The following is a 13,111-nucleotide window of genomic DNA, read 5'->3' as shown; positions in this document are numbered from 1 at the left end:
TTTACGCGTCGGCTTCGCTGATGAGAGCCAACAGCTCATTCAAGAATAATAGACCGCGGGACGATGCTTGAAGTCTCCCGGCATCTTCCACCAAAAGTCCTTTTTCACGTGCCTCTACCAGACGCGATGACATGACCTCCGGCGTATACCCAGTGTGTGCGCACCACGTCGCCATCGAGACACCATCGACGAGGCGCAACGCGTTCATGGCAAACTCCAGTGGGAGCTCATCGGGATCCACCGGAGCACGACCGGCAACGAATCCTCGAGGATCCCGGCGACGTCTCAGGTAGGCCTCCGGCTGACGCGCCTTCCAGCGTCGTTCGATCGCCAGGCCCTCCCCCTCCCGTGCGCTCAACTTGCCATGGGCACCGGCACCGATACCCAGGTAGTCACCGAAGCGCCAGTAATTGAGGTTATGGCGTGCTCGCTGTCCGGGCCGTGCATAGGCGGATATCTCGTAACGCGAGAGCCCCGCCGCTTCCAGTCGTTCGTGGCCAATATCCTGAATATCCCAGAGCACTTCTTCTTCCGGCAGGGTCGGCGGCCGAGAATGAAATTCGGTATTGGGTTCGAGGGTCAGCTGATACCAGGAGAGGTGCTCGGGCGAAAGCGCCAGCGCCCTGTCCAGGTCAGCCAATGCCAATTCGACCGTCTGGCCGGGCAAGCCATGCATGAGATCGATATTGAGGTTATCGAAGCCGGCATGTCGAGCTTCCCGGATGGCAGCTTCGGCGTCGGCGCCACCATGGATCCGCCCCAGAACGGCGAGTTGATCGTCCTGAAAACTCTGGACGCCGAGCGAGAGCCGGTTGATGCCGGCCTGGCGATACCCGGCGAAACGCCCGCGCTCCAGGGTACCGGGATTCGCCTCGAGAGTGATCTCGATGTCCGGAGCCAACGGTAGGCGTGCTTTCAGTGCCTCGAGCAATCGACGATAGAAGGAGGGTGCCATCAGGCTCGGCGTTCCCCCTCCTATGAAGACGCTGACAATCTCGCGACCGGCGGCCAACGGCAGATCGGCATCCAGATCATCGATCAGTGCCGCCAGATATTCCTCCTCCGGCAACTCGGCGCCCCGCCCCACACCATGGGAATTGAAGTCACAATACGGACACTTGCGCACACACCATGGAACGTGCACATAGAGCGCCAGAGGCGGCAGGTGGTCGATCATGGTGACCACACAGCATCGGACAAGGCGTCCACCAGGGCGTGAAGAGCTCGACCGCGATGACTCAGACGATTCTTCTCCGAGGCTGACAGTTCGGCTGCCGACATCCCCTGATCCGGCAACCAGAACAAGGGATCGTAACCGAAGCCGCCCTCGCCACGGGGATGAGCCAAGATCTCGCCGTCCCAGTGCCGCTGGACGATCAAGGGTACTGGATCCTCGGCATGGCGCAGCAGTACCAGCACGCACCAATAGCGGGCATGACGATGCCCTTCAGGAATATCGCTCAATGCCTCGAGAAGATGGCGGTTATTGCGCTCATCATCCCTGGGCTCCCCGGCGAAGCGAGCGGAATAGATACCGGGTCGGCCCTGAAGTGCCTCGACAGCAAGGCCGGAATCGTCCGCCAGGGCCGGGGCACCACTGACACGACTGGCCTCTCGAGCCTTGAGCAAGGCATTCTCGACGAAGGTCAACCCGGTCTCTTCGACTTCGTCGACAGCAAATGTCGACTGGGGCCTGACATCGAAGCCCAACGGGGCGAGAAGCTGATGAAATTCGCGTAGCTTGCCGGCGTTACCGCTGGCCAGTACCAGATGCTTGGACATGTCGTGCGCTCATTGCGAATGAAAGGCGGAAAACGGGAGTCGATGTCGTATTCTACGAGCCATTTAAAGGTGAGGAAACGCTTCGGTATCCGTCACGAGCCGCGATGAATTAGCGAATTAAACATTAACAAACAATCACATACATCTCATGGCGACACATTATTTAACTTTCCCGACGGAGCGATTACATTCATGATAGAGACAAGCTATTACGCTCATGAAAGGGAACATGGTATGGATCAGCGAGCGCCCCCGCCCCCGGGTAACAGGCCGAAGAAACCATGATAGCTCGAAGAGGCGAATAACCGCAGGTCTAGGTCGACCGGAACATTGGGCCGTCGATGAGGTCGACGCATCAGCGCACAAGAAGAACAACGATAACGCCATGAATGATCCGCGCGGGCGTTCATCCCGTGTTTTCCTGACGGGCCTCAAACCAAGACAATGCTTTCGTCACGCCAAGGATTCCACCATGGACAAGGACCACCGCTCTCTGCTTCTCGTCACCGAACCCAGCCCGCAATCCCAGCTTTTCGTGGATTATCTACATCAGCAGCTCGAGTGCCCCGTCGCCATCGCGCTTCCCGGGTCAAGGCCGGCGGACGCCACGGCGTTTCCCACGGTTATCCTGCTGGACATCGACCACATGGACGCGGCATCGATACAAGCTTGGTATGACCATTCTGCGGACCAGCCCGGCGTGTCACTGGCGGTCTTCAACCTCACCGACGAAGACAAGGCCGCCGAACTGCTGGCTGCCATGCATCTGCAGGGTGTCTTCTATCGCCAGGATGACCTGTCACTGATCTGCAAAGGCTTGAATACCCTCATGGACGGGCTCCCCTGGATGTCAAGAACGCTGATGGCGCGTCTGCTGGAATACCTGCGCCAGCAACAACTGAATGCCTATCGCCCGGCGTGCGGGCTCACCCAGCGAGAGCGAGAAATCATCGGCCTGCTGGGTTCCGGTTCCTCCAACCTGGAGATCGCCGAGATACTGGAAATCAGTGAACACACCGTGAAATCGCATCTCTACAACACCTTCAAGAAGATCGGCGTCAACACGCGGAAGCAGGCGATACATTGGGCACGCCAGCATCTCGGTGCGCCGCCGACCCGCGGCGAACGCTGACGTCAAACCTGTCTCAGCGCACATGCTCCTGAATCAACCCGGCCAGTATCTCGGCAGCGTTGTCAGCAGTGGTATCAAGCCTGACCAGCAACAGACGTTCCTCATCGCTGAAATCTTCGAAGGCTTCACGTTGTCGGGCCAGGATGGCGAGGCTTTCTTCGGCAAGCACATCCTGACGAGCGGCCCGTTTGGTGATACGCCGTTCGAGAGTTGCCTCATCGGCCTCGAAACTGATCAACAGCACGGGCAAGCCACGGCCTTCGGCCTGATGGCGCAATAGGTCACGTTGTTCACGCTTGAGGCAGGTGCCATCAATACAGACCGGCAATCCGGCATCCAGCAAGGCGCCGGCATACTTCGCCAAGCGGCGGTAAGTCTTTTCCGTGGCCGTATCGGAAAAGATGTCCACAGGCACATCTTTCTTCTCCTCCTGTGGATGAATCCCATGCAGCCGGCGTCGTTCCACATCCGAGCATAACCGGATCGCGCCCAACCGGCTCACCAGGGTGCGCGTAAAACGACTCTTGCCGCTTCCGGCCACACCGACACCGATGACCAGAGGGGGGAATCGGAACTCGGTATAGCGCTCGGCAAGATCGAGGTAGCGGCGACAGGCACTCATGGTTTCCGCCAGCAACGCCGGCTGCTCGTCATCGCCGGCCTCCTCGCGACGTCGCAAGGCCCGACGGGCACCGGACAGGCATTCAATGACACGGAAGACCGGTAACAGTCGGGGCAATTCGTAATCACCGGAAATGCGCAAGTAACTATCCAGAGCCTGATGAGAGAGCTGGCCCTCATCGCGCACCTCGAGCCCCACCAGCAACGATGCCACGTCGCTGGCCGGATCGAGGGGTCCATCGACACCCGCACCGTCAAGATCCCGATCAATGGCATTGGCCACCAGGACACGTCCTTCATCGAGCAATCGACTACGGGGATTGGCGCTTGCCCAGCTTTCTGGCAGCAACATTGTGTCGCGCGCACTCAGCAACGGTTCGAGGCGAGCAATGTTTTCCTCTAGCCAACGAGCCAGGTCGGACAACCGGAGGCGGTCCTCATCACCGCTCATCAGCAACTCCAGGCCCTGTATCTCGGCATTCATCCGTTCCCGAATCGCCCGGAGGGAACAGGATGCATCATCCGTGTCATGCTCACCGTGCCAGGCGCAGAGGGACAGAAGCAGTGACGCAAGATCGTAGTCACCTTCCCGAGGCAGGGTATCGTGGGGCTGTCGCTGGCTCATCGCCTATCTCCTAGCTGGAACGTCGTCTCAAGCCTGGCGCATCGACGCGAAAGCCGATTCGGCGGCATCGAGGGTCGCCTGAATATCCTCGGGTGCATGAGCGCTGGACATGAAGCCGGCCTCGAAGGCTGACGGCGCCATGTAGATGCCATGCTCCAGCATGGCGGAGAAAAATCGCCGGAAAGCATCCGCATCGCAGGCCGTCGCCTGAGCGAAATTGTCCACACGGCTCTGGCCTGTGAAGAAGATGCCGAACATGCCCCCGGCTTGCTGGGCAATCATGTCGATACCAGCCTCCTCGGCTCTGGTCCGAAGTCCGTTGCACAGCGTCTCGACGCGCTGGGTCAGAGCATCATGGAATCCCGGCTCACGAACCTTGTCGAGCAGGGCAATGCCCGCCGCCATGGCCAGGGGGTTCCCGGCCAGAGTGCCGGCCTGATAGATCGGACCGAGCGGCGAGATATTCTCCATGATCGAACGACGACCACCGAAGGCACCCACCGGCATCCCGCCACCGACGATCTTGCCCAGACAGGTCAGATCGGGCGTGACGCCATAGTGGGCCTGGGCACCCCCCATGGCGACTCGAAACCCGGTCATCACCTCATCGAAGATCAGGACGCTTTCGTGACGATCGCAGACCCGACGCAGCGTCTCCAGAAACCCCGGCTGAGGCGGAATGCAGTTCATGTTGCCGGCCACCGGCTCGACGATGATGCAGGCAACCTGATCGCCGATCTCCTCGAAACAGGCTTCCACGGCATCGGCATCGTTATAGGGCAGCGTCACGGTGTGTTCGGCCAGTGAGGCCGGTACACCCGGGGAGCTCGGTTCGCCATGAGTGAGAGCGCCGGAACCGGCCTTGACCAGCAAGGAGTCGGTATGGCCATGATAGTTGCCCTCGAATTTGACGATCTTGTCGCGTCCGGTATAGCCACGGGCCAAGCGCACCGCCGACATGGTGGCCTCGGTTCCGGAATTGACCATGCGCACCATCTCGATGCTGGGCATCATCTCGCAGATCAGATCGGCCATCTGAGTCTCGATGGCGGTAGGCGTGCCGAAAGAGAGGCCGGCATCGAGTCGCTCGCGAACGGCCCCCAATACATCGGGATCGGCATGGCCAGTGATCATCGGCCCCCAGGAACCGACATAATCGATATAACGCTTACCTTCCACATCGAACAGATAAGCGCCCTGGGCACGCTCCATGAAAACCGGGGGACGCTCCAGTCCCTTGAAGGCACGCACCGGCGAATTGACACCGCCGGGGATGTGTCGACAGGCCCGTTCGAAGAGCTGTGCGGATGTGGTCATGTCAACCTCTAGTCCTGTTGAAGGATAACCTTTCGATCACCTGGAAGCGTGATGCCTGCGGCTTCCAGGCTGTGGATAAATCTCTGGATAAGCTTTTAGCGAGCGGTGATTTCACGGTGAATGTCGTCGAAATACGCCTACCCGTTCGGCCGATCATCGTGGCTCCCATTCTCGACGCAGACGCCGGTAAAGACCAGCCCGGTGGCTCACCGTCGACTTACTTTCATGTCGATCGGTAACCGCCAAAGTCGCCTCGGCAGACACTGCTCCTGACCGGGGCGCCAGCCATTCGCCAGGGCCTCCCAGGTAAAAGCCTGAGCCTGCTCGCTGGCACGGGCCAGCGATTCACCCAACGCTAGCCTGGCCGCCAGGGACGCTGCCAGGGTGCACCCCGAGCCATGGAAGACACCGTCCAGCCGCGGCCACTCCCACTGGCGATCGCCATCCGGCGTGTGCAGGGTGTGCACCACGCTTTCGGCCGACTCACGGGCCTCTGGCACCTCGGTCCCGGTGACCAGTACCGCCTGACACCCCAGGCGCATCAGGCTCACCGCCCGCTGGGTCTCGTCATGGCAATGACGTTCGGCCAGTCGCGACAGCTCCAGGTGATTCGGTGTCAGAATATCCACAAGCGGCAGCAATCGCGACCGATAGGCACTGGCCAACGCCTCGGTGGATAACTCGCGCCCCCCTCCGGCCTTGAGTACCGGGTCCGCCACCACTGGCACGCCGGGGCGTTGTCGAACGACCTCCACCACGGCATCCAGCGTCGCCATATCGGCCAGCAAGCCAATCTTGATGGCGGCGATCTCGATATCCACAAGCTCATTCGCCATCTCGACGATGAGACCGGCTCCCACCGGGTGAACGGCCCTGACATCTCGACAGTTCTGAGCCGTCATGGCGGTAGGAATCGTCAGTGCCCATCCACCGCAGGCAGCAATGGCCTCGGCATCCGCCACCAGGCCGGCACCGCCGGTGGGATCATGCCCCCCCAGCACCAGCACCACCGGCAAGTGGGGGTTGGTCATCAGGGAATTCGACATCAGAACGGCTTCAGCACGGCAAGAATGACGATCACCAGCAAGGCGACCACAGGCAACTCATTGAAAATACGAAAATAACGCGAAGAACGCCGGCAACGCTCGGCGGCGAACTGCTTGAGATAGATCAGACAGACATGGTGGTAAGCCACCAGCAATGCCACCAGGGTGAGCTTGATATGCATCCACCCCTGTCCGAGCCAGCCCGGCGCCTGATAGAGCAGTATCCCGCCGAACACCAGAACGGCGATCATCGAAGGGGTCATGATGCCGCGATAGAGCTTGCGCTCCATGGTGGCGAAATACGCCATGGCTTGCCGCTCGTCCCGGTCACGCGCCGTGGCGTGATAGACGTAGAGCCGCGGGAGATAGAACATGGCGGCAAACCAGGTCACCACGGCCACGAGGTGAAGGGCCTTGATCCAGGGATACATGTCGACTCCTCAAGTGTCGCTGAAGCGATAATAGCGTTCGATGGCATCACGAGTGATGATACCGGAAATGCGCTTCTTCCCGGGACGGTGCCCATGCTCTACGTAGAGAGCGTCCACGTGCTTGGTGTTGAGCCGGTCAAAGGCCTCGGAGAGAGTCGCCTGCAGGTGGATCGGTGCCAGGTCCAGGCGCTGTCCGGGGATTTCCAGTAGATCAAGACGCCCATCCTTGCCGATCTTGTCGCCCTCGTCATGTTCCAGCATCCAGCGCGCCAGGGCCGCGGCCTTGAGCGCCAGCATTGGCTTGTCGTCCCGGGAGCGCTCGATGATCACCCATTCCGGCTTGCCATCGAGCAGGGCACTGGCTTCGGCGCGTGTCACGCGACGCGGCGTACGCACCAGGGCACGCTCCATGACCGCCGGGACCGATACGCGGGAAAGCGCCTGCATCAGCGGCTGTTGCAAGGGATGCAAGCCATGGCGCGTGACACTGATGAAGAAGCCGTCGCAGCCGCACAGCTGCCGCGACGTCAAGCCCGCGACCACCACAGCCAGCATGCCCGGCAGGATCAGGCCGGGATTGTGGGTCAGCTCCAGCAGTGCCATCAATGCTGCCAGGGGCGCCTGCAACACAGCCCCCATCATCGCCGCCATGCCTAGCATGGCATATACCTCGGGACCGGCAGCGATTTCAGGCAACAGCCAGCCACCAAGCAGCCCGCACAGGGCGCCGGCAGCCCCCCCGGCCACCAGTATCGGACCGATGATGCTCACCGGAATACCACAAGCTACGGCGATCGCCGTCAGCAACAGCTTGCCGATGGCCAGCGCCAGCAGCATATCGATCGACGGTGTACCGGTCAGTATTTCCCCCAGGCTGTCGTACCCCATCCCTTGTACCTGGGGATACCACCAGGCCACACCTCCCACCAGCAGTCCGACCATCGCCAGGCGTCCCGCAAAGGGCAGGCGTTTCATGATGTTGCCGGAACGTGCCACCCTCACGAAGAGGCCGGCCATCAAACCGATCAACAGCGCACTGAGCACGATCCAGGGCAGATTGAAGAGCGATTCCAGTTCCACACCGCTCATCTGGAAGGGTCGTTCGCCCCCATAAACCATCCTCGCCACCAACGCACCGATCGTCGATGCCAGAATGACCGGCATGAAGCCGGTGATGGTATATTCCATCATCACCACTTCCATGGCGAAGATGACGCCGGCGATCGGCGTATTGAACGAGGCCGAGATACCGGCGGCAGTCCCGCAGGCCACCAGGACACGCAGGCTGTTGTGGGGCAAGCGTAGCCGCTGGCCGAGTCCGCTGGATGCCGCGGCGCCGAGATGGATGGCCGGCCCCTCGCGCCCGGCGGACAGCCCCCCCAACACCGACACCAGCCCGACCCACCACTGCGTGACCCAGTTGCGCACCGGAAAGCGCCCCTGGTGATAGGTCAGTCGCTCGATGACATGGGCCACGCCGATCTGGCGCCCGGCCGGTGGTTGGCGCCATAACCAAAGGCCGATCAGGGTCACCGCCAGCAATGGCAGCAAGGCCCTGGTCGCCGGAGACAGACCTTCGAACGCCTCGGGATCGGCGCCGGGCATGAAGGCCATGGCCCCGACTTCCAGCAACAGGCGGAAGCCGACCATCAACCCCCCGGTGATCAATCCCGAGAAAATACCCAGTACACACAATTGAGGCAGGGCATCGACACTGGCCAACCGACGGCGGAAGCCATCCAGGGTGAAATCGAGTAGCGGGCGTCGCGACAAGGTGACCTTCCTCTGGACCCGAGCATGATGGAAACGCTGGATGGCCACCACTGGGTAGGCCATGCTTCTCTTGTGTATCATATCCGGAGACAGAGGTCCCAGCGTCCACCAATGAGGAGCCCATCGTGATCAAGGTCGGAATCGTCGGCGGCACCGGCTATACCGGAGTCGAACTGCTCAGATTGCTGGCTCGCCATCCGCAGGTGCATGTCGAGGCCATCACCTCGCGCAGCGAAACCGGCCTGGCCGTCAGCGAGCTGTACCCCAACCTGCGCGGTCATTACGATGATCTGCGTTTCAGCGACCCTGACCCTGCAAGACTGGCGACCTGCGACGCCGTATTCTTCGCCACGCCCCATGGCGTCGCTCATTCCCTGGCCGGCGAGCTTCTTGACCGGGGAACCCGTGTCATCGACCTCTCGGCGGATTTCCGCCTGCGTGACGCCGAAGAATGGACCCAATGGTACGGTCAGCCGCACGGCGCTGCCGAACTGCTCGATGAGGCGGTCTATGGACTACCCGAGACCAACCGAGAGCGCATTCGCGCGGCTCGCCTGGTCGCCGTGCCCGGCTGCTACCCCACCGCCGTGCAACTCGGCCTGCTGCCGCTGCTCGAGAGTGGATCGATCGATCCGGGGCGGATCATCGCCGACTGCAAGTCCGGCGTTACCGGCGCCGGACGAGGGGCCAAGGTACCTTCGCTGCTGGCCGAAGCCAGCGAATCGATGAAATCCTATGGCGCCTCGGGACATCGCCACCTGCCGGAAATCCGCCAGGGGCTCGGCGACGCGGCCAGGGGGCCGGTAAACCTGACCTTCGTACCACACCTGACCCCGATGATCCGCGGCATCCACGCCACCCTGTATGGCCAGCTCCACGATGATGTCGACGACCTCCAGGGCCTGTTCGAGCGTCGCTTCGCCGATGAACCCTTCGTCGACGTGATGCCGGCGGGCAGTCATCCCGAAACCCGCAGCGTCAAGGGCGCCAACATGTGTCGCCTGGCGATTCATCGCCCCGGCGACGGCGACACCGTGGTCGTGCTTTCGGTGATCGACAACCTGGTCAAGGGCGCTTCCGGCCAGGCGGTGCACAACCTCAACCTGATGTTCGGCCTCGATGAGACGGCCGGCCTCGACGCCCCGGCCATGATGCCCTAGCCCCCACACAATAGTTGACCTTTTTACTGGGTGGTGTGGATAATCGTGGCATGAACCACACCCACCCATCACGAGGAGGTCACCGATGAGCGGTGTCGCATCCTTCGTTCCTACTCCGCTGCTGCTGTCCGACAGCGCCAAGGCACGCATCAGAAGCCTGGTCGAGGACGAGGGTAACCAGGAACTCAAGCTGCGGGTCTACGTGACCGGTGGCGGCTGTTCCGGTTTCCAGTACGGTTTCGACTTCGCCGAAGCGGTCGCCGACGACGATACGTTGGTGCAATTCGACGATGTGGCCCTGGTAGTCGATCCCCTGTCCTACCAGTACCTGGTCGGTTCCACGGTGGATTTCGAGGAAGGCCTGGCCGGGGCACGCTTCATGATCCAGAACCCCAATGCCACCACTACCTGCGGTTGTGGCGCTTCCTTCATGGTCTGAACGTAACCGTTGACCCGCCGCTGGAAGGTCCCGCTGGCCCGGACTTGACGCTTTCACGACAACTCGCCATGGTGGATGAGTATTCCACAATAATTGCTTCCATGGGGAAACGTATGAAACGTCAACTGAAGGCGGTCTCGCTGGCATCCTGCATCGGTCTTGGCCTGGGTACCTCCGGCCTCGCCGTCGCCCAGGACCAGACTCTCAATGTGGCCACCGATCCGAGCTTCGTACCCTTCGAGATGATGGACCAGGAAACCGGAGAAATGGTCGGTTTCGACATGGACATCATCCAGGAAGTCTCCGAACGGGCCGGGTTCGACTACAACCTCCGGACCATGGACTTCAACGGCATCATCCCCGCCGTCCAGACCGGCAACGTCGATATCGCCATCGCCGGCATCACCATCACCGACGAACGCTCCGAGATCGTCGACTTCTCCGCCCCCTACTATGACAGCGGCCTGAAGCTGCTGGTCAACGCCGACGACGACAGTATCCAGGCCGTCGAAGACCTGGAGGGCAAGAAGGTCGGTACCAAGATCGGCTCCACCAGCTACGACTATCTCGAGGAAAACCTCGGCGACAGCGCCGATATCACGCCCTATCCAGGTTCAAGCGACATGTACATGGCGTTGCTGGGGGGAAGCGTCGATGCGGTCTTCTACGACGCGCCCAATGTCGGCTACTTCTCCCAGACCAAGGGCAAAGGCCAGGTCAAGACCGTTGGCCCGCTCTACGAAGGCCAGCAATACGGCCTCGCGCTCGTCAAAGGCAGCGAATGGGTCGAGCCCGTCAACGAGGCCCTGGCCGAGATGAAGGAAGATGGCACCTACGATGACATCCACGCCAAGTGGTTCGGTGCTCCTTCCGACGAGGAATGATTCAGACGTCATGCTGAACATGGGGTCGGGTCCGAGGACCCGACCCCATTTCGTTGCCAGCATGTTCCTCTCTCGACAAGGAAACACTGCCCATCAAGCGAGCAAGAGGATGCGCTCTCTGCCGGAACTCTTTCAGCGTGCCGGCGCAGCCCCGTGTAACGATGCTGTATGGCGAATGCCATTGTCGGCGTCCTCCTCATCGTTGCCGCACCAGACCAGTGTTTCCATGACAACACGCTGAAAGGGAGACCCACCGTGGACTTTCAATTCGACTGGCAGGCGGCCTTCGCCTCCATTCCGCAACTGGCAACGGGTATTCCCTACACCCTGCTGATATCCTTCGGTGGCCTGGCCATCGGCTTTATCATCGGCATCATCTTCGGCCTGCTGCGTATCAGTCCGTCTGCCTGGCTGCGGATTCCCGCCGCGACCTATATCGAGATATTCCGCGGCACCCCAGTATTGGTGCAGGTGCTGTTCATCTTCTATGGCCTTCCACAGCTCCTCGGTGGCCCCATCAATGCGCTGGTCGCCGGTATCGCGGCCATCGCCGTCAACTCCGGTGCCTACATATCGGAGATCGTGCGTGGCGGCGTCCAGTCCATCGAACGAGGCCAGCGCGAGGCCGGATTGTCGCTGGGTCTCTCGAGGACCCAGACCTTCCGCTACATCATCTGGCCTCAGGCCTTCCGGCGCATGATTCCATCGCTCGGCAACCAGGGCATCATCAGCATCAAGGACACCTCGTTGTTCTCGGTCATCGGGGTCGGTGAACTGGTCCGCCAGGGGCAGATCTACATCGCCACCACCTTCACGGCCCTGGAGGTATACCTGATGGTCGCCATGCTTTATCTGGCGATCACCCTGACGCTCTCGCTTGCGCTGAGTCTGCTCGAGCGCAAGGGCCTGGTCGGACAATAAAGGAACGCACGACATGAATCACGAGAAGTCCACGTCCGGCGCCGAGCCCATCGTGCGCCTGAACAAGCTCAACAAGCACTTCGGCAGCCTTCACGTTCTGCAGGATATCGACTTGACGGTGACGCCAGGCGAAGTAGTGGTCATCATCGGCGCCAGCGGCTCCGGCAAGTCAACCCTGATCCGCTGCGTCAATGGCCTGGAAGAGTTCCAGCAGGGCGAGCTGGACGTCGATGGCAACCCGCTGCTGCCCGACGGCAAGGCCACTCAGGCGCTACAGAAGATCCGTACCGAAGTCGGCATGGTCTTCCAGCAGTTCAATCTCTTCCCGCACCTGAGCGTACTCGACAACGTGATCCTGGCCCCCATGAAAGTACGCGGCCAGGATCGCTCCACAGCCGTCGAGACAGGCGAACGACTGCTGGAGCGGGTGGGCATCAGCGATCAGATCTACAAATACCCCACACAGCTCTCTGGCGGACAACAGCAACGCGTCGCCCTGGCCCGTGCCCTGGCCATGGAGCCGCGGCTGATGCTCTTCGATGAGCCCACCTCGGCGCTGGATCCGGAAATGATCGGCGAAGTCCTCGATGCCATGCGCGAGCTGGCCAACGACGGCATGACCATGATGATCGTGACCCACGAGATGGGCTTTGCCCGAGAGGTCGCCGACCGCGTCATCTTCATCGACAAGGGGCGGATCGTCGAGGAAGGTCCTCCCGAGACCATCTTTGACACGCCCACGGAAGCACCAACACAAAGCTTCCTGTCTCGAGTGCTCAAGCACTGACATCACCTTTCCCACCCCGCTTTTCAGCCTCGTCCGCGAGCCCTGTCGCTATCGACAGGGCTTTTTTTTGCCTGTGGAAAACCTGCTCGGCGCAAGCGCTCTAATCACGCCAGGGTGCCCGCCATTGCCGGGATGTGGAAAAAAAGCCGGGTTGTTCACAGACGCGGTGACAATCACGGTAGGGATCGGTGGA

13 protein-coding genes are annotated in these 13,111 nt (G+C 61.1%); 6 read left to right on the top strand and 7 right to left on the bottom strand.

The genetic code is table 11. From position 1 onward, the window contains the following. Position 1: 1 nt before the first annotated feature. Both hemW and rdgB read right to left on the bottom strand, forming a co-directional pair. Complete coding sequence (gene hemW, locus RSO41_RS01765) at positions 2-1,177, bottom strand: radical SAM family heme chaperone HemW (RefSeq protein WP_315617198.1); 1,176 nt, start codon at positions 1,175-1,177, stop codon at positions 2-4. Further along, a complete protein-coding gene (rdgB, locus tag RSO41_RS01760; protein ID WP_315617196.1) occupies positions 1,174-1,782 on the bottom strand; it encodes an RdgB/HAM1 family non-canonical purine NTP pyrophosphatase in 609 nt (202 codons plus the stop codon). The genes hemW and rdgB overlap by 4 nt, the downstream gene beginning before the upstream one ends. 229 nt (positions 1,783-2,011) lie before the next feature. Between rdgB and RSO41_RS01755 the strand changes: the two genes are divergently transcribed. After that, entirely contained in the window at positions 2,012-2,914 is a 903-nt protein-coding gene (locus RSO41_RS01755; protein WP_315617192.1) for a LuxR C-terminal-related transcriptional regulator, read from the top strand. A 13-nt stretch (positions 2,915-2,927) separates the two neighbouring features. Here RSO41_RS01755 and RSO41_RS01750 read toward each other — a convergent pair whose 3' ends face one another. From RSO41_RS01750 to RSO41_RS01730, 5 genes are all read right to left on the bottom strand, one after another. Continuing rightward, positions 2,928-4,160: an ATP-binding protein gene (locus tag RSO41_RS01750; protein WP_315617189.1), complete on the bottom strand. Its 1,233-nt coding sequence runs from the start codon at positions 4,158-4,160 to the stop codon at positions 2,928-2,930. Between the two features lie 27 nt (positions 4,161-4,187). Continuing rightward, on the bottom strand, positions 4,188-5,477 hold the full coding sequence (hemL, locus tag RSO41_RS01745) for a glutamate-1-semialdehyde 2,1-aminomutase (protein WP_315617187.1): 1,290 nt from the start codon (positions 5,475-5,477) through the stop codon (positions 4,188-4,190). A 206-nt stretch (positions 5,478-5,683) separates the two neighbouring features. Beyond that, on the bottom strand, positions 5,684-6,508 hold the full coding sequence (locus tag RSO41_RS01740) for a hydroxymethylpyrimidine/phosphomethylpyrimidine kinase (RefSeq protein ID WP_410000310.1): 825 nt from the start codon (positions 6,506-6,508) through the stop codon (positions 5,684-5,686). Positions 6,509-6,522: 14 nt separating this feature from the next. Beyond that, a complete protein-coding gene (gene hemJ, locus RSO41_RS01735) occupies positions 6,523-6,954 on the bottom strand; it encodes a protoporphyrinogen oxidase HemJ (protein ID WP_315617183.1) in 432 nt (143 codons plus the stop codon). 9 nt (positions 6,955-6,963) lie between these two features. Continuing rightward, positions 6,964-8,727 carry a chloride channel protein gene (locus tag RSO41_RS01730; protein WP_315617584.1) on the bottom strand — a complete coding sequence of 588 codons (1,764 nt, stop codon included), beginning with the start codon at positions 8,725-8,727 and terminating at the stop codon, positions 6,964-6,966. A 125-nt stretch (positions 8,728-8,852) separates the two neighbouring features. On the opposite strand from RSO41_RS01730, the gene argC reads away from it, so the two are divergent. From argC to RSO41_RS01705, 5 genes are all read left to right on the top strand, one after another. After that, complete coding sequence (gene argC / locus RSO41_RS01725) at positions 8,853-9,887, top strand: N-acetyl-gamma-glutamyl-phosphate reductase (RefSeq protein WP_315617181.1); 1,035 nt, start codon at positions 8,853-8,855, stop codon at positions 9,885-9,887. An 85-nt stretch (positions 9,888-9,972) separates the two neighbouring features. Then, positions 9,973-10,326: an iron-sulfur cluster insertion protein ErpA gene (erpA, locus tag RSO41_RS01720; protein ID WP_315617179.1), complete on the top strand. Its 354-nt coding sequence runs from the start codon at positions 9,973-9,975 to the stop codon at positions 10,324-10,326. Positions 10,327-10,439: 113 nt separating this feature from the next. Then, positions 10,440-11,210 (top strand): transporter substrate-binding domain-containing protein, encoded by a 771-nt coding sequence (locus RSO41_RS01715; RefSeq protein WP_315617177.1) that lies wholly within the window; start codon positions 10,440-10,442, stop codon positions 11,208-11,210. Between the two features lie 255 nt (positions 11,211-11,465). After that, on the top strand, positions 11,466-12,131 hold the full coding sequence (locus RSO41_RS01710; protein WP_315617175.1) for an amino acid ABC transporter permease: 666 nt from the start codon (positions 11,466-11,468) through the stop codon (positions 12,129-12,131). Between the two features lie 13 nt (positions 12,132-12,144). Beyond that, positions 12,145-12,918, top strand: a complete 774-nt coding sequence (locus RSO41_RS01705) for an amino acid ABC transporter ATP-binding protein (RefSeq protein ID WP_315617173.1) — start codon at positions 12,145-12,147, stop codon at positions 12,916-12,918. Positions 12,919-13,111: the final 193 nt, after the last annotated feature.

This window comes from Halomonas sp. I1 (assembly GCF_032334135.1).
Taxonomy (GTDB): domain Bacteria; phylum Pseudomonadota; class Gammaproteobacteria; order Pseudomonadales; family Halomonadaceae; genus Halomonas.
Note: the sequence above shows the minus strand (reverse complement) of the source record. Positions and strands in the feature narration are given on the sequence as shown.